Here is a 25,623-nt window from a genome sequence, read left to right as displayed (position 1 = left end):
ATATTGCTCGTAACTTATCACAGCTAATAGATGACTTCTTGAAAGCTATTGTAGTGATCAGCAGTATAGTAAACTTCGCCATTTTGCCCAGTAATTAAGCGGCGGCTACCTCTGTCTGTTGCTCCGGGAGTTGGTACTGTGTATTCTTTATAATATCCTCGCGTTTGTGGTGGCAATAACCCTTCAACGTTTTTGAACACAATGCCATCTTTGCTATAAGGGTAAGGGCCACCTATGGAAATAAGATTGATAGTAGTTTGAACTTCTGGAGGTAATTGAGTAACTTCAACTTGTGGTATTCCACTCATTATAAATACTTTATTTGATTTTATCTACCCTTAGCTGATTGTATAGAAGCACAGCAGCTTTTTATGGGATGTTATTTTTGTAATATTAGTACAATTAATGATTATAACGAAAAAATTTGTTAAATTGGATACCATTTACTTCACCGTATCCGCCATATATTGATAGTCTTGTTCCCACTCCCACTGGCTAAGGTTAGGCCATCGGGGCTGTATGTTACAGAATAAACCCAGCTAGAATGACCAGTGGTGTTGAAATTTTGTATAAAATTGTTACATAAATCTTGCGTACTAGCGTGTAAAAGTATATTAATGTATAGCCAAACAAAAAAGAAGATATTAATACTTAGCTTTAGGTAAACAAAGAGTAATAACAAGATGATAAATAAAAAAAGTATAGAAATCTATAACCTCTCACCTGAAAGAGAAAATAAGTTATGGCAAGATTGCATTTTTGTTTTTGATACATCGGCGTTGCTAGAATTTTATTTTTATTCAGAAAGAGAGTGGGATTCTATAGCTGAAAGTATTTTTTCAAAACTTATTGGTCGTTTGTGGATTCCTCAACAAGTAGAATATGAATACTTAAAAGGACGAGAAAATGTTATTAGAAAACCTATCCAGTCTTACAATAATTTAATAAATGACGAGCGAAAGAATAATGATAGCGGTCATTTAAACAAAATCTCAACAAGTATTAATAAGATAGATAAGTCACTCAACACAGAAATCACTACAATATTAGGCCATTTCAAAACTCTACAAGAAAAAACTACAAGACAGGATAAACATCCTTATTTTGAAGATGAAAAATTGATTGAATCAGTCGAATGTTTGGGAACTGCGATTGAAGATTTAAAAACCTCATTGGGAAATCAGTTAAAGAATTTTAAAGAACAGCTTCAAGATTTGGAAAATCGGATAAAAGGTGAAATATCTAATAAAGAGGCTAAAATAAATTTACTTGCTCAAAATGATACAGTATTTGAGATATTCAATCAATATTTGGAAGTGGGTGAAGGATACAGCTTTAGCGAACTGATGGAAATTGTCAAAGAGGGTGAATTACGCTATCGTTCAAAAATTCCTCCTGGATATGAAGATCAAAGCGATAAAAAAGGTATAAGTATCTATGGCGATTTAATCATTTGGAAACAAATTATAGATTATGCTAATAACGTGAAAAAGCCCATAATTTTAATAATTAATGACATTAAGGAAGATTGGTGTTACAAAAACGAGAAAAAAATTGAAAAACCTCGTGAAGACTTGATTAATGAGTTGTATAATCTTACTGGCATGGAATTATGGATGTATACTTTTTCCGACTTTGTTTATCATGCTGGTAAATTATTAAATACAAACGTAGATAATAAAGTATTAGAAAATATTCAAGAAATTGAAAAAGAACTCTTAGAAAAAAGGGAAAATGAATCCGTTAAAATTACATCCCAAATTGGGAACATCGGTAATGATAATGTTATGGCTGTAAATCAGCTTATCAACATATTGCGTCATGGAGACAATAGCTTTTATTCGTTAGCCAGATTAGAAAAGGATAATATAATGATGCCATCATATCATCATCCACAAGAGCAAGATTATTGGCAAGAAGAGGTAGAAGTAGAAAACTCTATTGGACTGCGACTAACTATAAGAACTAATTTGTTGCGAGTTTATCCTGAAACCTTTAACAACTGTGATGCTTACATGGATATTCCCATGTCAATTAATCCAGATATCCAAAAGGTTATATCACCAAGTTTTGATAAAACATGGAGAGTAATTACAAAACCTACAGAGTCACCAATTAACGGTTACTTTCGCGGTGATTATACATATAATAATCCACCAGCTTGGGTATTTGGGCTTCGTTTGATTCAGGAAGAACTTTCCTAAGATTTCACGGTGCAGAATAAGCACAATAAATGATATGTTTGCCTGTTTTAATGGTTGTTGAATATCGTGATATTTGAATTTTTTAAGCTATTTAAATTTTGATTGCAAAAATCTTGAGATGTGTTTTAAGTTTAGTAGTAATGCAGTAATGTCATCCCTGTATTCAATTAACTTTAAGCACCCAGAACTATCTGGGTTATAGACAGAGCAAATGCGATCGCTTCCCTTACCTGTAATCACCTTTGCCCTAATTACCCCTATCCGCTAAACTCAGAAATGCTGCGTTAGTCCTGCTCATGTCCGATTCTCAAGCTGTCAGTAGTGCTGTTGCGAAACTCTACGATACTTACCCCTTCCCGCCAGAACCGATACTAGATGAACCACCCCCCGGTTACAATTGGCGTTGGAATTGGTTGGCTGCTTACAACTTCTGCACAGGAAGGAAACCACAAAAGCAAGATATCCGCATCTTAGATGCTGGTTGTGGTTCGGGAGTCGGAACGGAATATTTAGTACATCTCAACCCCCAAGCGCAGGTAGTCGGTATTGATTTAAGTTCCGGTACATTGGAAGTAGCAAAAGCACGTTGTAAAAGTTCTGGTGCTGACCGTGTTGAATTTCATCACCTGAGTTTGTATGATGTGGCTCAGTTACCGGGTGAGTTTGATTTAATTAATTGTGTGGGTGTGTTGCATCACTTACCCGACCCCATACGTGGTATACAAGCTTTAGCGCAAAAGTTAGCCCCTGGTGGGTTGATGCACATTTTTGTCTACGGGGAGTTGGGACGCTGGGAAATTCAATTGATGCAAAAAGCGATCGCTCTCCTGCAAAATGAAAAACAAGGCGATTATCGCGACGGTGTACAAGTCGGTCGCCAAATCTTCGCCTCATTACCAGAAAATAACCGTCTTGTCAAGCGGGAAAAAGAACGCTGGGCTATGGAAAACCAACGGGATGAATGCTTCGCTGATATGTATGTTCATCCCCAAGAGGTTGACTACAATATTGATACTCTGTTTGAATTAATTGATGCTTCAGGTTTAGAGTTTATCGGGTTCTCAAATCCGAGTTTTTGGAATTTAGACAGACTTTTGGGGAAAGCACCAGAGTTAATTGCACGGGCGCAAAAGTTGAGCGATCGCCAACGTTACCGTTTAATAGAATTACTCAACCCAGAAGTCACACATTACGAATTCTTCCTTGGTCGTCCACCCATCAGCAAAACCGACTGGTCAGATGATCAGATTCTACTCTCAGCAATTCCCGAACTCAACCCCTGTATTGACGGATTTCCTAGTCAGTGTTTATTTAATTACGACTACCAAATTGTTAACCTGTCAGCAGCCGAGTTTGAGTTTTTACAAAAGTGTGATGGTAATTCCACTGTGGCTGAGATTTTGACAACTGTACAACTAGGGTTAGATACAGTTAGAACATTGATGCAACAGCAGTTACTCATATTAACACCTGCTTAATTTTGTTGTAGTAAAAATAAACGCTGAAACGATAATCTAAAAAAAGTGTGTAGGAGTCTAGAACAACAAAACTCTTACACCCTATCAGGTGATGGGCGATCGCCTACAACCGTTTTCAGGAAAACTCATGTAAAGTAGAAGAGTGACCAGCAGTAGCTCAATATCTGATGATGATCACTCCGTAAGTCAGAGTTTCTTGAAATTCAGCAGTGAAGTGATTGCGCCTCAAACACTAGCTGAGTTGAAGAAACCCGACTGCATCACCACAACACAGAACTGACTGGACACTCAAAAAACCAGATTGGAGGATAGAAGTTTACTCAAATCAAGTGAAATTCTGAATTTTCAACCAGGAACGTGGCTAGATGACTGCATACCAGACTTTCCTCTTCGATGCTGGAAAGTAATCTTTTGCTGTTTTTGGGAGTGTAACAAGAAGTTAATTGTTTTTTTCTAAAGTATTGTTACCGGATCGTGATATGATTCAGCTGACTGAATGTGCAGTCACCATAATTAGCTGTACTGGTTTCAAGTCCCGTGAGCTTGTCAGACGAATCAATTGCACCCACTCAGACAACGCGACAAGATACTCAGCCTGGTTTTGAGGACACAGAACCAGTAAACTCTTCTATGCAGGAGTTCTATCAACTCTATCAGGAGTTGTTGCTAATCACACTTGTCTTAACAGGGATTATTTTTGTCTCTGTCTGGTTCTTCTACTCCTTAAACGTTGCCCTGAATTATTTGTTGGGAGCGTGTACAGGTGTGGTTTACTTGAGAATGTTGGCGAAAGATGTCGAGCGTTTAGGTACAGAGAAACAGCAGCTGAGTAAAACTCGGTTAGCCCTGTTAGTAGCTCTGATTTTGCTAGCATCGCGGTGGAATCAACTACAAATCATGCCCATATTTTTGGGATTTCTCACCTATAAAGCCACGCTCATCATCTATGTAGTTAGGGTGGCGTTTATCTCTGACTCGCCAAAGCTCCGGCAACCTTAAAAGGCTCCGCTTCTCCGGTTAACCTGAGAGAAGAATTTGAAATGGAAAGAAAATGCTGAATTTTCTGAACTTCTACTCTGTTCCACTTGCCGAATTGGAAGTGGGAAAACATCTGTACTGGCAAATAGGTAACTTAAAATTGCATGGTCAGGTGTTTCTCACATCCTGGTTTGTTATTGGCGTGCTAGTGCTTGTTTCTGTAGCAGCAAGCAGCAGCGTTAAACGGATTCCTAGTGGCATACAGAACTTAATGGAGTATGCCCTAGAATTCATTCGGGATTTGGCGAAAAACCAGATTGGCGAAAAAGAATATCGCCCTTGGGTGCCTTTCGTTGGCACTTTGTTTTTGTTCATTTTTGTGTCAAATTGGTCTGGGGCCCTAGTTCCTTTCAAGCTGATTCATTTGCCAGAAGGGGAATTAGCAGCACCTACAAGTGACATCAACACAACGGTTGCCTTAGCTTTGTTGACATCTTTAGCATATTTTTATGCCGGATTCAGCAAAAAAGGTTTGGGGTACTTTGGCAACTACGTGCAACCTGTATCCTTCATGTTGCCGTTTAAGATTATTGAAGACTTCACCAAGCCCCTATCCCTAAGCTTCCGTTTATTCGGTAACATCTTAGCTGATGAACTTGTAGTTGGTGTATTGGTATTATTAGTTCCCTTATTTGTACCTTTGCCAGTCATGGCTTTGGGACTATTTACCAGTGCCATCCAGGCATTAATTTTTGCCACATTGGCCGCGGCTTACATCGGTGAAGCGATGGAAGACCATCATGGCGAAGAGCATGAGGGACACCACTAAAAATCCCTCAGACGACAGATAATCATTGGTCAGTAAAGACGTGATGAATCGCGCCTATACAAAAGTCATGAAATAATGACAAAAGACCATTGATGCAACACAACATCAAAACCCACTCGACTCAGTAAAGTAAGGAAAGAATATCATGGATCCATTGATTTCTGCTGCTTCCGTTTTAGCTGCTGCTTTAGCTGTTGGTTTGGCTGCTATCGGCCCTGGTATTGGTCAAGGTAATGCAGCAGGACAAGCTGTAGAAGGTATTGCTCGTCAGCCAGAAGCAGAAGGTAAAATTCGCGGTACATTGCTACTCAGCTTGGCGTTCATGGAAGCGTTAACCATCTACGGTCTAGTAGTTGCTCTCGTACTACTATTTGCTAACCCCTTCGCATAATTCAGTACAGCGTACTGAGTGCTGAGGACTGAGTACACAAGAGTTAAGAGTTACGAGTTTATCTCCTAACTCTATAACTCACGACTCAGGACTCAGGACTAAGCATAGTAGATAGGAATAAGCAACCATGACACATTGGATCACCTTATTGGCTGTGGAAGAGGTTGCTAAAGAAGGGGGGCTGTTTGATTTAGACGCTACCCTACCTTTAATGGCAATCCAGTTTTTAGTGTTAGCCTTGTTATTGAATGCCACCCTTTACAAACCACTAGGCAACGCGATTGATGGACGGAATGAATATATCCGTAACAATCAATTAGATGCTCAAGAGCGTTTGTCCAAAGCGGAAAAGTTGGCAGAGCAATATGAGCAAGAGTTAGCAGGAGCTAGACGACAAGCCCAAACAACTATTGCGGAAGCTCAAGCAGAAGCACAAAAAATTGCTGCCCAAAAAATAGCCGCAGCACAACAAGAAGCTCAAGTGCAAAGAGAAAAAGCTGCTAGTGAAATTGAGCAGCAAAAACAGCAAGCTCTGGCTTCTTTAGAGCAACAAGTCGATGCCCTAAGTCGCCAAATTCTAGAAAAGCTGTTAGGAGCTGATCTAGCAAACCAGCGTTAACTCAACAAATTCGTGATCAGTCATGAGTCATTGTGTTTGAGTCATTCAGCCACAATCAAGCAGAAATGACACAGGACAAATGACAAACCTTTGACAGCGCAGTTGTGGATGAAGAATCATGGGGACTTTTTTACTGTTGATGGCGGAAGCCACCGCCGTTGGAGGTGAATTGGCAGAGGGTGCGGCGGAAGGTGGTTTTAGTCTAAATACCAATATTCTAGAAACCAACCTGATTAACCTAGCCATTATTATTACTGTGCTGTTGGTTTTTGGGCGGAAAGTGCTAGGTAATACCCTCAAAACTCGCCGCGAGAACATTGAGACAGCAATTAAGAATGCAGAACAACGTGCCGCAAATGCCGCCAAGCAATTGCAAGAGGCACAACAAAAGCTAACGCAAGCACAAGCAGAAGCTGAAAGAATCAAAGCAGCTGCTCAAGAAAACGCCCAAGCCGCAAGTCAAGCAATTATCGACCAAGCTGCTGTAGATATTGAACGCTTGCAAGCTGCCGGCACAGCAGACTTAAATGCAGAACTAGATAAAGCGATCGCGCAGTTGCGGCAGCGAGTAGTAGCTTTGGCGTTGCAAAAGGTCGAAACAGAACTTAAAGGCGGCATTGCTGATGACGCTCAAAAAGCTTTAATTGACCGCAGCATTGCACAACTGGGAGGCTAGGTATGACAAGTAAAGTAGCAAACACTGAAATAGCCCAGCCTTACGCACAGGCCCTGTTGTCCATCGCTCAATCGCAAAATTTGACGGAAGAGTTCGGCACAGATGCGCGGACTTTGCTGAGTCTGCTTTCCGAGAACCAGCAGCTAAAAACTTTTATCGACAACCCTTTTATTTCTGCCGAGAACAAAAAGGCTGCGATTAAACAAATTTTGGGCGCAGATGCCAACCCATATTTACGCAATTTCTTACTGCTGCTAGTAGATAAACGCCGGATTTTCTTCTTGGCGGAAATTCTCCAGCAGTATCTAGCACTATTGCGGCAACTCAATCAAACCGTATTGGCAGAAGTTACTTCTGCTGTGCCACTGACAGAAGAACAGCTGGAAGCTGTAAAAGAAAAGGTACTCGCCATCAGTAAAGCTCGTCAGGTAGAACTAGAAACTAAAGTAGATAGTGACCTGATTGGTGGTGTGATTATCAAAATAGGCTCTCAGGTAATTGACTCCAGTATCCGGGGTCAACTGCGTCGCCTCTCCTTGCGTTTAAGCAGTAGCTGAAAAGTTAGAAGGTAAAGTTAAGAGGCAAAGCAATTAAAACTTAACTCTTAACTCCTCAAGCTAAATGCAGACGCGATACTTCTCGCGTCTATTCCATATCTTCCGTCTCGCAAGAAAAAAAAGATACACAGATGAGCATTTCAATTAGACCTGACGAAATCAGCAGTATTATTCAGCAGCAAATCGAGCAGTACGACCAAGAAGTTAAAGTAGCTAACGTTGGTACTGTACTGCAAGTGGGTGACGGTATCGCCCGGATTTATGGTCTAGAAAAGGCCATGGCTGGAGAACTTTTAGAATTTGAAGACGGCACAGTTGGTATCGCCCAAAACTTGGAAGAAGACAACGTTGGTGCGGTATTAATGGGTGAAGGTCGCGACATCCAAGAAGGTAGCACCGTTACCGCCACCGGCAGAATTGCTCAGGTAGCTGTAGGTGAAGCTCTAATTGGTCGTGTTGTAGACGCTTTGGGTCGTGCTATCGACGGTAAAGGCGACATCAAAACCACCGAAAGCCGTTTGATTGAATCTCCCGCGCCTGGTATTATTGCCCGTCGGTCTGTACATGAACCGATGCAAACAGGTATTACCGCGATTGACTCCATGATTCCCATCGGTCGTGGTCAACGGGAATTGATCATTGGCGACCGTCAAACAGGTAAGACTGCGATCGCGATCGACACCATCATCAACCAAAAAGGTGAAGATGTAGTTTGTGTTTACGTTGCCGTTGGTCAAAAAGCTTCCACCGTTGCTAACGTAGTCCAAACCCTGCAAGAAAAAGGCGCAATGGACTACACCGTAGTTGTAGCTGCTAACGCCAGTGACCCTGCTACCCTGCAATTCCTCGCACCCTACACCGGTGCTACCATTGCTGAGTATTTCATGTACAAAGGCAAAGCTACCCTGGTAGTTTACGACGACTTGTCTAAGCAAGCACAAGCTTATCGCCAAATGTCCTTGCTGCTGCGTCGTCCACCCGGACGGGAAGCTTACCCCGGAGACGTATTCTACATTCACTCTCGCTTATTGGAACGCGCTGCTAAACTCAGCGACGAATTGGGTAAAGGTAGCATGACCGCCCTACCCATCATCGAAACCCAAGCTGGTGACGTTTCCGCTTACATTCCTACCAACGTAATTTCTATTACCGACGGTCAGATTTTCTTGTCTTCTGACTTGTTCAACGCTGGTGTACGTCCGGCTGTAAACCCCGGTATCTCCGTATCCCGTGTAGGTTCTGCGGCGCAAACCAAAGCGATGAAAAAAGTTGCTGGTAAGATTAAACTCGAACTAGCACAGTTTGACGACTTGCAAGCTTTCGCGCAATTTGCTTCTGACTTAGATAAAGCTACCCAAGACCAATTGGCACGGGGTCAACGTTTGCGGGAACTGTTGAAACAGCCCCAAAACCAACCCTTGTCCGTAGCTGAACAAGTGGCAATTCTTTACGCTGGTATTAACGGTTACTTAGATGATATCCCTGTTGATAAAGTAACCACCTTCACCAAAGGTTTCAGAGATTACTTGAAATCTGGTGTTAACCCTTACTACCAAGACGTACAGTCTAAGAAGGTACTGGGTGACGATGAAGAAAAAGCATTGAAGGCTGCTTTAGACGAATACAAAAAGACCTTCAAAGCTACAGCGTAGTTAGTCAATAGTCATTAGTCATTAGTCATTAGTAAATACATTAATGGCTATTGGCTGCTGACTGTTGGCTATTGACTAAGGACTCAGAACTTAAGAATATGCCTAACCTTAAAGCAATACGCGATCGCATTCAGTCGGTCAAAAACACCAAAAAAATCACAGAAGCTATGCGGCTAGTGGCTGCGGCTAGAGTACGTCGCGCCCAAGAGCAAGTAATCGCCACCCGTCCCTTTGCTGACCGTTTAGCACAAGTTTTGTATGGCTTACAAACCCGGTTGCGGTTTGAAGACGTAGACCTACCCCTACTGAAAAAACGCGAAGTTAAATCAGTCGGTTTGCTGGTAATTTCCGGTGACAGAGGTCTGTGTGGTGGTTACAACACCAACGTCATCCGTCGCGCCGAAAACCGTGCTAAGGAACTGAAAGCCGAAGGTTTAGATTACACCTTCGTCATTGTTGGACGTAAAGCGACTCAATACTTCCAACGCCGTGATCAGCCGATTGATGCTACCTACAGTGGTTTAGAACAAATCCCCACCGCCGAAGAAGCAACAAAGATTGCTGATGAATTGCTGTCTTTGTTCCTCTCAGAGAAAGTAGACCGCATCGAGTTAGTTTATACTCGCTTCGTCTCCTTGGTAAGTTCTCGTCCTGTAGTGCAAACTTTGCTACCTCTTGACCCCCAAGGTTTAGAAGCAGCCGATGACGAAATTTTCCGCTTAACAACCCGTGGCGGTCAATTTGAAGTTGAACGGCAGACAGTTACTAACCAAGTTCGGCCTTTGCCCCGTGATATGATTTTTGAGCAAGACCCAGTACAAATTCTGGATTCCTTGCTGCCATTGTATTTGAGTAACCAACTCTTGCGGGCATTGCAAGAATCTGCGGCTAGTGAACTAGCAGCGCGGATGACAGCGATGAGCAACGCCAGCGACAACGCCGGTGAATTAATTAAGTCCCTATCATTGTCTTACAACAAAGCCCGCCAAGCCGCAATTACCCAGGAACTCCTAGAGGTTGTTGGTGGTGCAGAAGCATTAGGTTAGGGAATAGACAATTGCTAGCTGTAACAAAATAGCTAATTGCTGGTGAGTTTAAAACTAGCGATTAGCTATTTGTGTTTTCGGTGATTAGATTTTAGTTTTGGTTTGCTTAGGAGTCAGTATATTGAACTATCACGACATTGGAGTGAAAGCAGCTATGGTAAAGCATTCAGCCACCGATTAGTCTAAATCCCAATCAGTTCTTTGCACAAGAAACAGTGAAACTACAAGTCAAAAATTGCAGATCCAACTATCCTGTTCACACTAGAAGCTTTCTGGAAATATTTTAAATATTGATTTCTACGTGACTTAACTTCGGATTTTGAGCCAATAGCAGAACACCAAGATAACCATGTTGAAGATCCATCTCTCAAAACTTTTTCTCTAAGTTCAGGCAATCCATAGCGTCCGCTTTGTATTTCAAGTATTTTAGCGCGTGATATGTCAGTTGCGGAACGATGCTCATACAGGGTATGTAAAAGCTCTCCAATAAATCGTGTTTCTATTAAGAAGTCCTCGCACATTTTAGCCATCCAAAACAATTGATATTCTGTTAAATGTTCACCTGTTCGGACTCTATCTAAAATAATCTGAGTTACACTATTTTTATCGTCAACATATTGAAAAAAATTATAGGCACTTTTTGCTAAGTTTGGATATTCAAACGCTATATTAGCAACTTTATCCAAAGCATATTCCCAACTGTCGCGCATCAATATAAGCACAAGTTCAACATCTTCTTCTTCAATATGATCGTTATTCAAAATTTCTAAAAGAAAATCTCTTTGTTCTTCAGTAAGCGCAACATCATGAATTTGATCATCTTGTTCTATATCATCATAATCTTGTAATAACTTCTCACGAATCGTTAGGAGATCAATTTTTACATTATCAATATCTATGTAATTAGAATTATCTACTTCAACAGGAAGTTTTAGTTTTGCCTCACTAATTGATAAACCCTTATTTCCCAATAAAATTTGGATTTTATATAAATCTTCATAAAGAACAGATTGATTGTTGTCAAACAACACAAAATCATCCATAAATCTTAAATAACGTTGAGAGCGTAAACTACTATTAACGTCAATATATTGTAAATAAGAGTTTCCTATCATTTTGCATGGATATATCCCTTGTGGTAAACAGTCTATAGAACGACCTGAATTGATTTCACGCAAGAACTGGCCAAGCACCTCAGCATCATCATTGTCAATTTCTAATCTTGTAAACCAGTGGTGAAGATCATGATGATAAATACTGTTAAAATAATTAACAATATCCAATTGCATCGAGTATCTAAACTGATCTCGGCAATTGTAATATTCCCTCTTAAAATTCCTATAAGATTCTCTACCTGGCGTTGGATTACCATCTTTAAAAGTATAACCATAAACACTTACACGATCTGTTGTGAATTGTCGAAATTTTCTTCTATATTTGTACACAATAGAATATATATACCACTCGGCAATTGGATCTAGCTTTAAAGTCCGTCTAATAGTTCTATTAGGCTTGTCTGCATAAACTCTAGTCTGCGGATTAAAATTTTCTTCCTTTGCATAAATTTTTTGAATATACTCTTCAAGTCCTCTCTGAGCATATTGAGCAATAAATGTAGTAATGTTCAATGGAAATAATGTTCTTCTTACATCATTAAGAATAAAGTTGGTTAACGGGCTATTGGTGTTGGTCATTATTTTTTAGGCAAAATGTTATTTCTATTTAATAGAATACCAAGTTCTTCTCAAAAAAATTGATTTACGCCAGAATTGCCGTCCGTACTTCCCCATAAGCGAATATGCTAATGAAGCACTTCGGTTGCTCATGCAAATTTCCCAAAGGCAGAAGCATAACAATGGTCGGACGCAACCCGTAAAATTTAAGGATTGAAAACTATCAGGTTAGCTACACTATAGCTATCCAAAATATATTCAGCAAGCCGTAATTTTACTTCTGACCCAATTTCTAAATTCTTGAATTAAATCTAAATAATCCTTTTCTCCAACCTGCGATAAAAAGTTAGATATCTCGGTCAAAGGTAAATTTGGAAAAGCTAAACTTTCATCAACAACCTTATATTGACCATTTTCTAAAATATTGATAGTAAATAATTGACCATTGTATCGCCAAATTTCCGGCACACCCATTTCTGCATAAATAGTCAAGCGGTCTTTGGAACTGCTAGTAATATCAACTTCTATAACTAAGTCAGGTGGTGGATCTTGTTGTAAATTAATTCTTTTTTTACCTTTGATGAAATTGATATTTTTACAATAAAAGGATTCATCTGGTTCTGCACCACTCAGTTCTGGTTGTTTGAAAGTAGTAGAACCAAGCGGTTTAATTCTCACTTCTAATTCTTCAGCTAAAGTTTCCACAAATCGACCTAAGACTTTTTTGTAACTTTCGTGTTCAGGTGAAGGAAGCATAATTTCTAAATTACCCCGGTAATAAGTCAGACGCAAACGGCGGCTGGTACTGAGTTCATTTAGCAAACTCTCATAGGTATGCCAACTGATACCTGATAAATGAACTATTTCTTCCGGTTGAATCAGAGTCTGGCTAGTCATGGCTATAGCACCAGGCTATACAATATTTTTCCTATCCCTAATTTATGCCAAAAATTTATTTGCTTGCATCTTAAAAGATGTTTGGAAAGATATGAAAGTAGAGACGTTGCATGCAACGTCTCTACATTTACAGCTTGATTTCTGTAATACTCGTTTTTCCTTTTCCCTCTCCTCGTAGGAGAGGGTTAGGGAGAGGTTTGAAAGAATTTGGTGTTAATAGCAATATTTTTCCAAAATTCTCTTAGATTACAATTAAATTAAGGTGGGCAATCCTAAAAATCCGCTAAAGCCCTAATTTTTACCTTGGGGCAATGCCCAGCCTACGGTGAAGGTGGGCATTGCTAAAAATTCGCTCAAACCCTCATTTTGACATTGGTGGCAGTGCATCGCCCTACGGGGGTTGAGAATGGTGCAAGATATAAATTCACATAACTATACTTTTTGGTTGTCAACTTCCAAAACGGCACACTATAATAAAACTATGAAGCACATGGGTCCGTAACGGTTTCGACAGGTTGGCGAACGCTGCTCTGTGATTCAGGTCGAGAGTGAGTCATCTCTCGCAAATCCAAGGCTCAAAAAAAAGTAAATGCGAATAACATCGTAAAATTTGCTCGTAAGCCTGCTACTGTAGCAGTTGCCTAATAATCTCTCACAGATTCGAGCGTCTTTAGTCTGACTCCGTTAAGGATTAAAGACCAACCCCCAACGGATGCCCTAGCAAGTATTCTCTGGTTGACTTGCTAGCTAAGACTTAATCAGAGTATCCTACGTTCGGGATAATGAACGATTCCCGCCTTGAGGGTCAGAAAGGCTAAACCTGTGAATGAGCGGGGGGTCAATACCCAATTTGGACAGCAGTTCGACTCTGCTCGGATCCACTAAATATACTTAACAAGTCCACCTAATTTTAGGTGGATTTTGTTTTGGTTAGTCATTAGTCATTAGTCATTAGTCATTTTTTTATACTTATAAATCGGTTGTAATATATGCGTTTTGTAACGAAAAAGTGCCTAATTATAAGAAGTTATGTATGATATGTGATGGATGTAAAAATATGCGAACAAATATCAATATTTAAAATTTGATACGTTTATATTTACCAATAAATTCCGAGAGTTTTAGGGTTAAAAAAGACTCCAAAAAATAGCAATAATTGTTACAAGTTGAATTTGGGGAAATATCGTTTTTATTACAACTTGAAATGACAGTTGGCGGCACAATGGGGGGCAGAGAAACAATACTGTTTATTTGCACTCGGAGACTAAAAAAATAATGGCAGCGATGTCTACGACCGGCTACGCCCAAGCAGAAAATGTTCAGCATCGGCTAACTGTCCAAACTGTAGAAATTGCCCCTAATACTACGGCGATTCGCTGTCTAGACTGGGATCGCGATCGCTTCGATATTGAATTCGGACTACAAAACGGTACGACTTATAATTCCTATCTCATTCGGGGCGAACAAACTGTTTTAGTCGATACTTCCCACCAGAAGTTTAGCCAACTTTATTTAGATACACTAAAAAGTCTCGTAAACCCCAAGACTATTGATTACATTATTGTCAGTCATACAGAACCAGACCATAGCGGTTTGGTGGAAGATGTGCTGCAATTAGCACCAAGAGCGACTGTTTTAGCTTCTAAAATTGCCTTGCAATTTTTAGAAGGTTTGGTACACGAGCCATTTTCTAAACGGATTGTCAAAAGTGGCGATCGCATCGATATTGGTAAAGGTCATGTCATCGAATTCGTCAGTGCTCCTAACCTCCACTGGCCTGATACCATCTTTAGTTATGACCGCAAAACCCAAACCCTCTATACCTGTGATGCGTTTGGGATGCACTTCTGCGACGATCGCACCTTTGACGAAGACTTAGAAGCGATTGAAGCTGATTTTAGATTTTACTACGACTGCCTCATGGGGCCTAACGCTCGTTCTCTGCTCAACGCCATGAAGCGCATGAGTGAACTGGGCAAAATTAACATTATTGCCAATGGTCACGGGCCCTTATTATACCATCACCTAGACGTATTAACTGAGTGCTACCAAAATTGGAGTCAAAGACAAGCCAAAACAGAAACCACTGTAGGCATATTCTACGCCTCCGATTATGGATATAGCGATCGCCTCGGTCAAGCCATTGCCGAAGGTATCCAAAAAACCGGGGTGGGTACAGAATTTATCGACCTCAGCACCGCCGAAATTCAAGAAATTCAAGAACTAGCAGGTAGAGCATCTGGTTTAATTATCGGTATGCCTCCTACTACTTCCGTTGCGGCTCAAGCTGGGATTAGTTCACTATTAGCAGTTGCTAAAGATAAGCAAGTAGTAGGCTTGTTTGAGTGCTTCGGTGGCGACGACGAACCTATTGATACACTGCGCCGCAAATTTATTGACCTGGGTGTAAAAGAAGCCTTCCCAGCCATTCGCATTAAAGATGTACCAGCCCCTTCCACCTACCAAATGTGTACAGAAGCTGGTATCGACTTAGGTCAATTGTTAACACGGCAACGCAACATTAAGCAACTCAAGACTCTCGATGTCAACATGGAAAAGGCATTGGGACGAATTAGCAACGGCTTGTACATTGTCACCGCCAAAAAAGGCGATGTCAGCAGTGCAATGTTAGCTTCTTGGGTAGCACAGGCGAGTTTGCAACCATTAGGATTCACCATTGCAGTCGCCAAAGACCGCGCCATTGATAGCTTCATGCAAATAGGCGATCGCTTCGTTCTCAACGTCCTCGAAGAAGGCAACTACCAAGAACTCAAAAAACACTTCCTCAAGCGTTTGCTGCCCGGTGCTGACCGCTTTGCCGGAGTCAGAACCCAAACCGCCAAAAATGGCTCTCCTATCCTTACAGACGCTTTAGCATACATGGAATGCGAAGTTCAAAGCAGTATGGAATGTAGCGACCACTGGCTGTTATACTGCACCGTCCAAGATGGTCGAGTTTCCAAACCCGATGGACTCACCGCAGTACGTCACCGCAAGGTAGGTAATTACTACTAAAAGGGGAGTAGGGGGATGAGGGAGTAGGGGGATGAGGGAGATGAGGGAGAAATTCTTTCCCAGTCCCCATTCCCCAGTCCCCAGTCCCCATTCCCCAGTCCCCATTCCGGCAATTTTTTTACAAACCTGAAAAAACATATTATGAGCGATTCCAAGCCCCGTGACGTACAAATTCTTCCCATTGGTACAAATACCAAAGTTCTCAGAGCGCGTAGTTGGTCACGTTTGCGGTTTGAAATTGAATATGCTTTAGAAAGAGGTACTACCGCTAACTCCTATGTAATCACAGGTGATAAAACGGCAATTATTGACCCACCTGGTGAAACCTTCGCTGCTATTTATCTGCAAGCGTTGCAGCAGACGGTCAATTTGAAAAACTTGGATTATGTCATCCTGGGTCATTTTAGCCCTAACCGTGTAGCTACCCTGAAAGCGTTACTAGAACTGTGTCCACAAATTACCTTTGTATGTTCCGTTCTAAGTGCGGCGAATTTACGCCAAGCTTTCCCAGATGACAATTTAAATATCTTGGTGATGCGGGGGAAAGAAACCTTAGATTTAGGTAAGGGTCATTTGTTGAAGTTCCTACCTATTCCTAGTCCCCGTTGGCCGGAAGCACTTTGTACCTACGACCAAGAAACCCAAATTCTCTACACAGATAAGCTATTTGGCGCACATATCTGCGGTGCGGAAGTATTTGATGATCATTGGGAATCATTCAAAGAAGACCAACGTTACTACTACAATTGTTTGATGGCTCCCCATGTTGTTCATGTAGAAGCAGCATTGGAAAAAATCTCCGACTTACAGGTGAGAATGTATGCTGTAGGTCACGGGCCTTTGGTACGTACCAGATTAATCGAACTCACCCAATTCTATGCTGAGTGGAGTTTAGCCCAGAAAAACCGAGAAATTTCTGTGGCTTTACTTTATGCGTCAGCTTATGGTAACACTGCTACTTTAGCACAGGCGATCGCTCTCGGATTAACTAAAGGTGGTGTAGCCGTCAAATCGATTAACTGCGAATTCGCCACCCCGGAAGAAATTCAATCTACAATCGAACAAGCAGACGGTTTCCTCATCGGTTCACCTACAATTGGTGGTCATGCACCTACCCCCATTCACACAGCTTTGGGTATTGTCCTCAAAGTTGGTGACAACAACAAACTCGCTGGGGTGTTTGGTTCTTATGGCTGGAGTGGTGAAGCGGTAGAAATGATTGAAGGTAAACTGAGAGACGCAGGATACCGCTTTGGCTTTGAAACCCTGAAAGTCAAATTTAAACCCGACGACGTTACCCTCAAGTATTGCGAAGAACTGGGGACAGACTTTGCTCAAACCTTAAAGAAAGCCAAGAAAGTCCGCGTACCTCAACAAGCAGCTACACCTGTAGAACAAGCTGTAGGTAGAATTGTCGGCTCAGTTTGTGTAATTACAGCCAAGCACGGCGAAGTATCTACAGGAATGCTTGGTACTTGGGTTTCTCAAGCTACCTTCAATCCTCCAGGTTTGACAGTGGCGATCGCTAAAGAACGAGCTATCGAATCCCTGATGTATCCCGGTGGTAAATTCGTCCTCAATATTCTACCAGAAGGCGAGCATTCCGAATACATGAAGCACTTCCGCAAGAATTTCCAACCCGGAGAAGACCGTTTTACTAACTTCAGCACCACACAAACACAAAACGGTTGTGCCGTTCTCAACGATGCTTTAGCTTATGTAGAATGTTCAGTTAACCAACGTCTGGAATGTGGCGACCACTGGGTAGTCTATGCCACAGTTGACGACGGTAAACTCGTCAAACCAGATGATATAACCGCTATCAACCACCGCAAAACAGGTACTCATTACTAAAGACTGAAGGACTAAAGTCCTTACTACGAACTTCAAACAATAAGAGACGTTGCCATGCAACGTCTCTTATTGTTTGTCAATTCCCGCAACTATCACATTTGTGTGTGTAGTGTAATCCTTATCTGCGTTCATCTGCGTCCATCTGCGTTCAATTATTTTTCTTCTCACTCTCATTGAGAACCCCAGATTACTTGTTTAGCTGAGGAATTTGTAAAGATTATACAGCAAATAGCTGCAAATACCATTGAAGATGGGAAACATTTAGATTGATAAGCAATACAATGAATGTTTAATTTGTCAATCCAAATTTTTCAATCAAAATTATGGAGCAGAATCAGCGAGAACAACGCCGTGAGGCTGAACAAGAGTTTCAAGCATCTCTCGAACAGTTAGAGGATATCTTACAAGAAAATTCGACTGATAATCAGGAAATACCAGATATCCCTACTGAAAATACCAATACAGTTGCACAGAGTCAGGATGCTACCGACACTAATTTAGCAGCTTGGGAAGACGCGGTTGCTGATATTGAACATTATTTAGAAGAGAGAACAAAATTGAGAAAACGTAACTAATTCTTAGCTTTCCTGGTGCTGTTGATTAAACTTAGCCTTTAAGCCCCTCATAAATCAATTGTCGTTGGGCTTCGTATAACATTAAAGCTGAGGCGATCGCCACATTTAAAGATTCTACACCCGGACTCAGGGGAATTTTCACTTGTGTATCTGCCATTGCGGCTAAATCCGCCGACAAACCAGCACCTTCATTTCCCAGTAAAATTAAACTCGGTTTTCGCCAGTCTACTTCCCAGTACGTTAACTTAGCAGTTGGTAACGTAGCTATTACCTGCATTCCTGCTTGCTGACAATTCCGCACCGTCGCTGTTAAATCTTCACTCACCGCCGTTGCTAGCCGGAACCATTGTCCAGCCGAAGCACGCAACACTTTAGGATTATCTAAATCTACGCTATCTTGATTTAACCATAACCCCGACGCACCCGCCGCCGCCGCCGTGCGAATTATCGTCCCTAAATTACCAGGATCTTGGATGGTTTCCAAAGCTAACACAATCCCAGTGTAGGGGACTGGTTGTTGCTGTTGACTACGTTTTGCTGTGGCTACTACCCCATCTGGTTGTACAGTAGTAGCGATCGCACCTAAAACTTCCTCGCTGACAATTTCCGCGCGATCGCATCGACTACAAGCTAACTCCCATAACGCTGGATGATTTGCTTGCCATTCTGGCGTACAACACACCGCTACTAAAGGATAATTCACCGCACAAGCTTCTTCTAACAAGTGCGTTCCTTCCAATAAGAACAACTCTTGCTTATGTCGTTCCTTGGTAGAGTGCAACTTGCGAATTTGCTTAACTAAAGAATTTTGTAAACTTGTTAACACTACGCCGGCTGACAATCAACAGTTAAATGTTTTTTCGCCCTGAGATATGCGGAACCCGGGACTTGAACCCGGAAGCCTTGCGGCACTAGAACCTGAATCTAGCGCGTCTGCCAATTCCGCCAGTTCCGCTAGCATATCGCCAATTTCTTATTATTACCGAAAACTTTTAATCTGTCAAGTCTCATCAAAAATTATTTTATTCTCACCGCCATAAACCAACAAAACTCGGCAATTACTCATCTAAAATGACTAATCTTAGCTATCAAGCTAATATCGTATTATTTTACTGAGTATATACTTTGACTTTCATAAATATTATTTTCCAGACAAAAAATAATACTTTAAAATCTACAAAACCTTACCTATACTTGTTTTGCAAGAGCCAAAGAGAATTCAGAGGTAAGATAACAACACAAGACATAGCAACAAAATGTAGACAAATCAATTCTTTACTGTAGAATCAAAACCAACTTCTAACTGATAAAATTACGTATTTAATTTGGAGGTAGGCTTATTAATCCTTCTAGCAGCTTACCAGATGCCAAACCGGCTGTTGCAGTAGACTCCTCAGTCTTGCAGATATGCGGTGGGCATCCGTTGCAAGGTCATGTAAAAATTAGCGGCGCGAAAAATTCAGCCTTGGTGATCATGGCTGGAGCTTTGCTATGTTCTGGCGATTGCCGTATTCGTAACGTTCCCCTATTAGCGGACGTAGAACGGATGGGTGAAGTTATATCAGCATTAGGTGTACGATTAAAAAGAGAAGGCGATATTTTAGATATCAATGCCAGCGAGATTGCCACCTCAAAAGCTCCCTATGAATTAGTTACTCAATTGCGTGCTAGCTTTTTTGCCATAGGGTCAATTTTGGCTAGACTAGGAGTAGCGCAAATGCCATTACCCGGAGGGTGTGCCATTGGAGCTAGACCAGTTGATCTGCACGTGAGAGGACTGCAAGCAATGGGGGCAGAAGTGCAGATAGAGCATGGCATTTGTAACGCCTATGTTCCTGGTAGCAATGGCAGATTAAAAGGAGCGAAAATTTACCTAGATACTCCTAGCGTCGGAGCGACGGAAACCTTGATGATGGCTGCCACTTTAGCAGATGGCGAAACCATCATTGAAAACGCCGCACGAGAACCAGAAGTAGTAGATTTAGCTAACTTCTGTAACGCAATGGGGGCAAAAATTCAAGGTGCTGGTAGCAGCACAATTACCATTGTTGGTGTACCCAAACTGCATTCTGTGGATTACAGCATTATTCCCGATCGCATAGAAGCAGGTACATTTTTAGTAGCCGCAGCTATCACCCGTTCCGAACTGACACTATCCCCAGTCCTATCAGACCATTTAATCCCAGTGATTGCCAAACTCCGGGATATGGGTGTGACAATCATTGAAGAAGGCGCAGATTGCTTACGCATTCTACCAGCCGAAGTCCTCAAAGCAACCGATATCAAAACCTTACCCCATCCCGGCTTTCCCACAGATATGCAAGCTCCATTTATGGCCTTGCTCACCTTAGCGGAAGGCGACAGCATTATCAACGAATCTGTGTTTGAAAATCGCTTGCGCCATGCGTCCGAACTAAATCGTTTGGGAGCAGACATTCGCGTTAAAGGTAACACAGCCTTTGTGCGGGGGGTATCGATGCTGTCCGGTGCGCCAGTCATTGGTACTGACTTAAGAGCATCAGCAGCATTAGTCATCGCAGGACTAGCAGCCCAAGGTAAAACCACAATCCAAGGTTTGCATCACCTAGATCGGGGCTACGATCAAATAGACATGAAACTGCAAAAATTAGGCGCGCGCATCCTGCGGCTAGGCGAAGCACCAGCAGATACGGAAGTAGCCCCCACTAACAATTAAACAGCCTCAATTTCCACCTAAACATAGGTAACAGGGGAGGCAGCCGCGTGGGCGGGTTTCCCGACTTGAGCGGACTGCCGTGAGCAGAGGAAGCAGAGGAAGCAGAGGAAGCAGGGGAGAAAATCTCCCCAAAATCCTTTAATTTTAAATTTTGAATTTTGTAGCTTGCTTCTCTTTCCCTACGGGACGCTCCGCGTAGCTTGCTTCCCCGTAGGGGTACAGAGACGCTACGCGAACCCGTAGGGTATTTTGAATTTATATGCCCAGTCCCCAGTCCCCAATCCCTAAATCGTTATACTAACGATGGGAGGCTGTTGATTATTGTTTGTGACAGTTGTCTGCGTCATGTCATTGTTAAAATCCTCACTCATCGGTTTAAAAGCTGACTCGTTTCGTCATCCCTTAGACCTGGAAGCTACCCAAGCTCTGAAGCAGCTCCCAGGCTTAGATATGATAGTGCGAAATTTGCTCGGCCCAATGGCAGAGCAGATTTTTTATGTGGAAAACATAGCTTCTAGTGTTTTAGTAGGTGAAACACAACTACCGAATTTACACAAGCTGTTATTAGAAGCCTGTAAAGTTCTAGATATGGAGCCTCCCCAATTATACGTGAGGCAACATCCTGCGCCTAACGCCTACACCTTTGCCATGCGGGGTAAGCAACCTTTCATCGTGTTGCACACCTCCCTCATTGATATGCTCACCCCAGAGGAAACCCAAGCGGTAATTGCCCATGAATTAGGGCATCTTAAATGTGACCATAGCGTTTATTTAACACCAGTAAATTTATTAGTATTAGCAGCAGCAGTAGTACCAAACATAGGTGCTTTTCTTGCCCAAACCATACAGACACAACTTTTAGAATGGGTACGCTGTGCTGAGTTTACCTGCGATCGCGCCGCCTTACTAGCCACCCAAGACCCCAAAGTTGTCATGTCCGTATTAATGAAACTAGCAGGTGGTTCACCCACCCTAGCACCACAACTTAACCTGGATGCCTTCATTGCCCAAGCCCGTGCTTACGACGACATCAGTAAAACCGAACTCGGCGAAATGGTAAAATCAGCCCGGACAGCCCAACTCACCCACCCCGTACCAGTCCTACGAGCCAGAGAAATCGACCGTTGGGCAAGTAGTCAACAATATCAATCATTATTACAAAACCACCAACACAAACACCCCACTCAAACCCCCCCCAAAGGCGGCTGGCGCAACTGGTAAACTCCAAAATTCTCTTTGCACGCCAGTTGCTACAAGTCGGCAAAGCCGCCCACGCAAGTGTCCTCCTCTGCGCCTCTGCGCCTCTGCGTGAGATAAAAAAACCCAATAACTCAAATCGCCAGTATGACAGATGCCCCCCATCCCATCAACCTCTTTGAATACGAACAACTAGCAAAAACGCATCTGTCAAAAATGGCATTTGACTACTACAGCAGTGGCGCATGGGATGAAATCACCCTGCAAGAGAACCGCACCGCCTTTGAGCGCATCAAACTGCGGCCGAAGATGCTAGTAGATGTCAGCCACATCAACCTCAAGACCACCATTTTAGGGCAACCCCTGGAATTTCCCCTATTAATTGCCCCAATGGCGTTTCAATGTCTGGCGCACCCAGAAGGCGAAACAGCCACAGCCAAAGCTGCCGCATCAGCAGGTGTGGGTATGGTATTGAGTACCCTATCCACCACCAGCTTAGAAGCAGTCGCCGAGGTTGGGAGTCAATTTCCTGATTCCCAGCAATGGTTTCAGTTATACATTCACAAAGATAGAGGATTAACTCGCGCCTTAGTGGAAAGAGCTTATGCAGCAGGTTACAAAGCTTTGTGTCTGACCGTAGATGCACCCGTATTAGGACAAAGAGAAAGAGATAGACGCAACGAGTTTGTCTTACCATCAGGGTTACATCTAGCTAATCTTGCCACCATGTCAGGGCTAGAAATTCCCTATCAACCAGGGGAGTCGGGCTTGTTTAGTTATTTTGCCCAACAACTCAACCCGGCTTTGACTTGGCAGGATTTAGAATGGTTACAGTCGTTATCACCTCTACCTTTGGTACTTAAAGGCATTTTGCGAGGAGATGATGCGGTGCGTGCTGTCGAGTATGGAGCTAAAGCAATTGTAGTGTCTAATCATGGAGGCAGACAATTGGATGGTGCGATCGCCTCCTTAGATGCCCTACCTGAAATAGTCACAGCCGTTAATGGTAGAGTAGAAATCTTAGTTGATGGAGGTATCCGCCGAGGTACAGACATTCTCAAAGCTTTAGCCATAGGCGCAAACGCCGTTTTGATTGGCAGACCTATACTATGGGGATTAGCCGTAGCAGGACAATCAGGTGTATCTCATGTCCTTTCGTTGCTGCAAAATGAATTAAACTTGGCTATGGCTCTGAGTGGCTGTAGCCAGCTACAAGATATTGACTCCAGTCTACTCAGGTTCTAGTTAATCAACAGCTTTTCTTTTGGTCGATAATTTTCTGTCACGCTACAATCTAAGTAGCAAGAAAAAATTTTGATTAATTACTTGCATGAAACTCTTGGGATGCGCTATATTAATGTAGTTGCCTCCGAGGGCGGGTGGCGAAACTGGTAGACGCACCACACTCAAAATGTGGCGACCTTGCGGTCATAGGAGTTCGATTCTCCTCCTGCCCACTGTTAATAAACTAAAAACAAGTCAGACAATGAGACTAAAAAGATGGGAGTCTCCCCGTCGTGAAGGGAGAAACGATAAAGGTAGAGGCGGTTCTGCCAGACAGCGACAACTCAAAAAACAACGTCAGATGTTACGTAAAAAACTGAAAGAGACTAACAATCAGGACAGTCAACGAAATAGTAAAAACAGGGAAGATTTTTTCTTCCCTGTTTTTTTATGTTGTTTGATAGGTATGCGTAAAATACTACGCGAACACAAATCTTATCGTCAGCTTTATTTATGAACTTTCATGAAGTTTTCATGTAAATCTGTATAAATATTAAGTATTAATTATTAGTTATTATTTACACATTTATTTTAACCGACTAATTAATTTCCTCCCCTGATATCGGGTAATTGTAAAACACCAAAAACTTTAGGGATTAAGCAGACAAAGCATCACTTTTGCGGCATGGAATATTAAAGTTTATAGGTAGTAAAGCGAACAAGAGATAACCAAGATAACACTATATAACAACGTATAGTAAATGTAAATCTATTTCTAAAGATAGAGTGTATGACTCATCAAGCACTGCGTAAAATCATCTCAACCAAATATTCGGAAATTTAGTCGGCAATAAATATGCAAACTTTACAGTCTTATTCTGACTATTCCTCGAACAGTTTACGGTCTTTCGCAAAACAAAAACTGAGCAAGGTTTCACATCAAAGTATTCTTTATAAAAGTAGTGTTTTCATCTGGAGAATTATCCAAAATGTGTTGTTAATATACAATTACTATTATGATTATAATCGGTTGATAAAATGGTCATCAGCTACCAGTGGATTTAACACCAAGAGTAAACTTCACGCATCAATCACGAAGAATTATCATAGTATTGAAAAGGGACTAGCTTTACGACAGCCAAAAGTAGGCTTTGGCAAAGATACCATTAAAAGACTTGTATCTAATTTAGAGGAACTTCAGAATAAGTATGGTATCGATACTATTGGACAAATAGCACTTAATACTCTGTCTGCTTATTATCAATTTAATTTAGAGCATGGGCTAGTAGATGAAGACCTTTTTCAAAAGATTACGAAGCTCAAAAACTATATTCATGATTCCCAAAATACTACAAATCAAGGAGGCATCCTTGAGATAAGCAGAAAAACTATTGTTGAAGCAGCCCAGATGGATCTTCAAGCTTTTTTTAAATCTCGGCATAGTATTCGACAGTTTGATTCAGAAGATGTGGATATGAGCCTCATAGAAAAAGCAGTGACTATGGCTCAGAAAACTCCATCAGTTTGTAATCGACAATCATGTAAGGTGTACGTTTTCAGTAGCTATGAAGATAAAATAAAAGTTCTGAGCTACCAAAATGGCAATCGTGGTTTTGGTGATCAAGCCAACAAAATTTTAATCGTTGTATCAGACTTAGAAAATTTTACCTCCATAGGAGAGCGAAATCAATGTTGGATTGACGGAGGAATGTATGCTATGTCTCTTGTCTATGCTCTTCATTCCTTGGGTTTGGGTACTTGTTGTCTAAATTGGAGTGTTGAGTATAAAGTAGACCAAGCACTTAAGCAAACTACAGGCATTAAAGATTCAGAATCAATAATCATGATGATTGCAGTTGGGCATATACCTGAAAAATTAAATGTTGCTCAATCTGCCAGAAAAAAGGTAGATGAAGTATTGGTGATGAAATAGCCATTACTGAATGTTGCATGCTTTACCCGACTCAAACATTGGTAGGCTACTTGAAGGAACTCAGTGAACTACCTACATCGCCCTAGCGGGTCGATGTAGGCTTCTGGCACATTTTTAATGTTTCCAGAAC

The 25,623-nt window shown here is 41.7% G+C and carries 23 protein-coding genes, 2 tRNA genes and 1 other RNA gene; 20 read left to right on the top strand and 6 right to left on the bottom strand.

Annotated features, from left to right (window positions below; all coding sequences use genetic code 11):
• Nucleotides 1-23: 23 nt before the first annotated feature.
• Together A3775_RS03500 and A3775_RS23385 are read right to left on the bottom strand one after the other, a co-directional pair.
• Nucleotides 24-308 carry a ribonuclease domain-containing protein gene (locus tag A3775_RS03500; RefSeq protein ID WP_066423869.1) on the bottom strand — a complete coding sequence of 95 codons (285 nt, stop codon included), beginning with the start codon at nt 306-308 and terminating at the stop codon, nt 24-26.
• Between the two features lie 140 nt (nt 309-448).
• Nucleotides 449-682, bottom strand: a complete 234-nt coding sequence (locus A3775_RS23385; RefSeq protein WP_231866934.1) for a WD40 repeat domain-containing protein — start codon at nt 680-682, stop codon at nt 449-451.
• A 1-nt stretch (nt 683) separates the two neighbouring features.
• Between A3775_RS23385 and A3775_RS03495 the strand changes: the two genes are divergently transcribed.
• The 10 genes from A3775_RS03495 to A3775_RS03450 all read left to right on the top strand — a co-directional run bounded on the left by A3775_RS03495 (nt 684) and on the right by A3775_RS03450 (nt 10,430).
• A complete protein-coding gene (locus tag A3775_RS03495; protein ID WP_066423868.1) occupies nt 684-2,204 on the top strand; it encodes a PIN-like domain-containing protein in 1,521 nt (506 codons plus the stop codon).
• Between the two features lie 296 nt (nt 2,205-2,500).
• The gene (locus A3775_RS03490) at nt 2,501-3,682 is read left to right on the top strand and encodes a bifunctional 2-polyprenyl-6-hydroxyphenol methylase/3-demethylubiquinol 3-O-methyltransferase UbiG (protein WP_066423865.1); all 1,182 of its coding nucleotides are present in this window, start codon (nt 2,501-2,503) and stop codon (nt 3,680-3,682) included.
• Between the two features lie 537 nt (nt 3,683-4,219).
• Complete coding sequence (locus A3775_RS03485) at nt 4,220-4,681, top strand: ATP synthase subunit I (RefSeq protein ID WP_066380674.1); 462 nt, start codon at nt 4,220-4,222, stop codon at nt 4,679-4,681.
• A gap of 52 nt (nt 4,682-4,733) precedes the next feature.
• Nucleotides 4,734-5,489, top strand: coding sequence for a F0F1 ATP synthase subunit A (gene atpB / locus A3775_RS03480; RefSeq protein ID WP_066380673.1), 756 nt, complete (start codon nt 4,734-4,736; stop codon nt 5,487-5,489).
• Between the two features lie 145 nt (nt 5,490-5,634).
• Complete coding sequence (gene atpE / locus A3775_RS03475; protein WP_006278178.1) at nt 5,635-5,880, top strand: ATP synthase F0 subunit C; 246 nt, start codon at nt 5,635-5,637, stop codon at nt 5,878-5,880.
• A gap of 127 nt (nt 5,881-6,007) precedes the next feature.
• Entirely contained in the window at nt 6,008-6,499 is a 492-nt protein-coding gene (locus A3775_RS03470) for a F0F1 ATP synthase subunit B' (RefSeq protein ID WP_066380668.1), read from the top strand.
• A 118-nt stretch (nt 6,500-6,617) separates the two neighbouring features.
• Nucleotides 6,618-7,175, top strand: coding sequence for a F0F1 ATP synthase subunit B (locus tag A3775_RS03465; RefSeq protein WP_066380667.1), 558 nt, complete (start codon nt 6,618-6,620; stop codon nt 7,173-7,175).
• A gap of 2 nt (nt 7,176-7,177) precedes the next feature.
• Nucleotides 7,178-7,732, top strand: coding sequence for an ATP synthase F1 subunit delta (gene atpH / locus A3775_RS03460; RefSeq protein ID WP_066380665.1), 555 nt, complete (start codon nt 7,178-7,180; stop codon nt 7,730-7,732).
• Between the two features lie 131 nt (nt 7,733-7,863).
• Nucleotides 7,864-9,384 (top strand): F0F1 ATP synthase subunit alpha, encoded by a 1,521-nt coding sequence (gene atpA, locus A3775_RS03455; protein WP_066380664.1) that lies wholly within the window; start codon nt 7,864-7,866, stop codon nt 9,382-9,384.
• A 98-nt stretch (nt 9,385-9,482) separates the two neighbouring features.
• On the top strand, nt 9,483-10,430 hold the full coding sequence (locus A3775_RS03450; protein ID WP_066380662.1) for a F0F1 ATP synthase subunit gamma: 948 nt from the start codon (nt 9,483-9,485) through the stop codon (nt 10,428-10,430).
• Nucleotides 10,431-10,651: 221 nt separating this feature from the next.
• On the opposite strand, the gene drt5 is transcribed toward A3775_RS03450, so the two are convergent.
• Together drt5 and A3775_RS03440 are read right to left on the bottom strand one after the other, a co-directional pair.
• The gene (gene drt5 / locus A3775_RS03445) at nt 10,652-12,124 is read right to left on the bottom strand and encodes an antiviral reverse transcriptase Drt5 (protein ID WP_066423864.1); all 1,473 of its coding nucleotides are present in this window, start codon (nt 12,122-12,124) and stop codon (nt 10,652-10,654) included.
• A 237-nt stretch (nt 12,125-12,361) separates the two neighbouring features.
• The gene (locus tag A3775_RS03440; RefSeq protein ID WP_066423863.1) at nt 12,362-13,000 is read right to left on the bottom strand and encodes a Uma2 family endonuclease; all 639 of its coding nucleotides are present in this window, start codon (nt 12,998-13,000) and stop codon (nt 12,362-12,364) included.
• Between the two features lie 492 nt (nt 13,001-13,492).
• Here A3775_RS03440 and ssrA point away from each other — a divergent pair.
• The 4 genes from ssrA to A3775_RS03420 all read left to right on the top strand — a co-directional run bounded on the left by ssrA (nt 13,493) and on the right by A3775_RS03420 (nt 18,444).
• Nucleotides 13,493-13,884: a transfer-messenger RNA gene (ssrA, locus tag A3775_RS03435) on the top strand.
• 391 nt (nt 13,885-14,275) lie between these two features.
• The gene (locus A3775_RS03430; protein ID WP_066423861.1) at nt 14,276-16,015 is read left to right on the top strand and encodes a diflavin flavoprotein; all 1,740 of its coding nucleotides are present in this window, start codon (nt 14,276-14,278) and stop codon (nt 16,013-16,015) included.
• A gap of 141 nt (nt 16,016-16,156) precedes the next feature.
• The gene (locus A3775_RS03425) at nt 16,157-17,869 is read left to right on the top strand and encodes a diflavin flavoprotein (RefSeq protein WP_066423859.1); all 1,713 of its coding nucleotides are present in this window, start codon (nt 16,157-16,159) and stop codon (nt 17,867-17,869) included.
• A 323-nt stretch (nt 17,870-18,192) separates the two neighbouring features.
• The gene (locus A3775_RS03420; RefSeq protein ID WP_066380645.1) at nt 18,193-18,444 is read left to right on the top strand and encodes a hypothetical protein; all 252 of its coding nucleotides are present in this window, start codon (nt 18,193-18,195) and stop codon (nt 18,442-18,444) included.
• 31 nt (nt 18,445-18,475) lie between these two features.
• On the opposite strand, the gene A3775_RS03415 is transcribed toward A3775_RS03420, so the two are convergent.
• Nucleotides 18,476-19,270: an RNA methyltransferase gene (locus A3775_RS03415; protein WP_066423857.1), complete on the bottom strand. Its 795-nt coding sequence runs from the start codon at nt 19,268-19,270 to the stop codon at nt 18,476-18,478.
• Nucleotides 19,271-19,317: 47 nt separating this feature from the next.
• Nucleotides 19,318-19,399: transfer RNA gene (locus A3775_RS03410), tRNA-Leu, on the bottom strand.
• 384 nt (nt 19,400-19,783) lie between these two features.
• On the opposite strand from A3775_RS03410, the gene murA reads away from it, so the two are divergent.
• The 6 genes from murA to A3775_RS23380 all read left to right on the top strand — a co-directional run bounded on the left by murA (nt 19,784) and on the right by A3775_RS23380 (nt 25,493).
• On the top strand, nt 19,784-21,139 hold the full coding sequence (gene murA, locus A3775_RS03405; RefSeq protein ID WP_082803666.1) for a UDP-N-acetylglucosamine 1-carboxyvinyltransferase: 1,356 nt from the start codon (nt 19,784-19,786) through the stop codon (nt 21,137-21,139).
• Between the two features lie 345 nt (nt 21,140-21,484).
• The gene (locus A3775_RS03400) at nt 21,485-22,360 is read left to right on the top strand and encodes a M48 family metallopeptidase (protein WP_066380636.1); all 876 of its coding nucleotides are present in this window, start codon (nt 21,485-21,487) and stop codon (nt 22,358-22,360) included.
• A 123-nt stretch (nt 22,361-22,483) separates the two neighbouring features.
• Nucleotides 22,484-23,581 carry an alpha-hydroxy acid oxidase gene (locus tag A3775_RS03395; protein ID WP_066380632.1) on the top strand — a complete coding sequence of 366 codons (1,098 nt, stop codon included), beginning with the start codon at nt 22,484-22,486 and terminating at the stop codon, nt 23,579-23,581.
• 128 nt (nt 23,582-23,709) lie between these two features.
• Nucleotides 23,710-23,793 (top strand) — tRNA-Leu (locus A3775_RS03390).
• Between the two features lie 29 nt (nt 23,794-23,822).
• A complete protein-coding gene (locus A3775_RS03385) occupies nt 23,823-24,077 on the top strand; it encodes a hypothetical protein (RefSeq protein ID WP_066381010.1) in 255 nt (84 codons plus the stop codon).
• 339 nt (nt 24,078-24,416) lie between these two features.
• On the top strand, nt 24,417-25,493 hold the full coding sequence (locus tag A3775_RS23380; RefSeq protein ID WP_082803665.1) for a nitroreductase family protein: 1,077 nt from the start codon (nt 24,417-24,419) through the stop codon (nt 25,491-25,493).
• Nucleotides 25,494-25,623: the final 130 nt, after the last annotated feature.

It is taken from the genome of Anabaena sp. 4-3 (assembly GCF_001597745.1).
In the GTDB taxonomy this organism is placed as follows: domain Bacteria; phylum Cyanobacteriota; class Cyanobacteriia; order Cyanobacteriales; family Nostocaceae; genus Trichormus.
This window is presented reverse-complemented; position numbering and strand designations above follow the sequence as displayed.

Bases quoted from the DNA above. Each gene is read 5' to 3' on its own strand.
- A3775_RS03500 (WP_066423869.1), bottom strand. From the start codon at position 308: ATGAGTGGAATACCACAAGTTGAAGTTACTCAATTACCTCCAGAAGTT.
- A3775_RS03495 (WP_066423868.1), top strand. From the start codon at position 684: ATGATAAATAAAAAAAGTATAGAAATCTATAACCTCTCACCTGAAAGA.
- A3775_RS03490 (WP_066423865.1), top strand. From the start codon at position 2,501: ATGTCCGATTCTCAAGCTGTCAGTAGTGCTGTTGCGAAACTCTACGAT.
- atpB (WP_066380673.1), top strand. From the start codon at position 4,734: ATGCTGAATTTTCTGAACTTCTACTCTGTTCCACTTGCCGAATTGGAA.
- atpE (WP_006278178.1), top strand. From the start codon at position 5,635: ATGGATCCATTGATTTCTGCTGCTTCCGTTTTAGCTGCTGCTTTAGCT.
- A3775_RS03470 (WP_066380668.1), top strand. From the start codon at position 6,008: ATGACACATTGGATCACCTTATTGGCTGTGGAAGAGGTTGCTAAAGAA.
- A3775_RS03465 (WP_066380667.1), top strand. From the start codon at position 6,618: ATGGGGACTTTTTTACTGTTGATGGCGGAAGCCACCGCCGTTGGAGGT.
- atpH (WP_066380665.1), top strand. From the start codon at position 7,178: ATGACAAGTAAAGTAGCAAACACTGAAATAGCCCAGCCTTACGCACAG.
- atpA (WP_066380664.1), top strand. From the start codon at position 7,864: ATGAGCATTTCAATTAGACCTGACGAAATCAGCAGTATTATTCAGCAG.
- A3775_RS03450 (WP_066380662.1), top strand. From the start codon at position 9,483: ATGCCTAACCTTAAAGCAATACGCGATCGCATTCAGTCGGTCAAAAAC.
- drt5 (WP_066423864.1), bottom strand. From the start codon at position 12,124: ATGACCAACACCAATAGCCCGTTAACCAACTTTATTCTTAATGATGTA.
- A3775_RS03440 (WP_066423863.1), bottom strand. From the start codon at position 13,000: ATGACTAGCCAGACTCTGATTCAACCGGAAGAAATAGTTCATTTATCA.
- A3775_RS03430 (WP_066423861.1), top strand. From the start codon at position 14,276: ATGGCAGCGATGTCTACGACCGGCTACGCCCAAGCAGAAAATGTTCAG.
- A3775_RS03425 (WP_066423859.1), top strand. From the start codon at position 16,157: ATGAGCGATTCCAAGCCCCGTGACGTACAAATTCTTCCCATTGGTACA.
- A3775_RS03420 (WP_066380645.1), top strand. From the start codon at position 18,193: ATGGAGCAGAATCAGCGAGAACAACGCCGTGAGGCTGAACAAGAGTTT.
- A3775_RS03400 (WP_066380636.1), top strand. From the start codon at position 21,485: ATGTCATTGTTAAAATCCTCACTCATCGGTTTAAAAGCTGACTCGTTT.
- A3775_RS03395 (WP_066380632.1), top strand. From the start codon at position 22,484: ATGACAGATGCCCCCCATCCCATCAACCTCTTTGAATACGAACAACTA.
- A3775_RS03385 (WP_066381010.1), top strand. From the start codon at position 23,823: ATGAGACTAAAAAGATGGGAGTCTCCCCGTCGTGAAGGGAGAAACGAT.
- A3775_RS23380 (WP_082803665.1), top strand. From the start codon at position 24,417: ATGCAAACTTTACAGTCTTATTCTGACTATTCCTCGAACAGTTTACGG.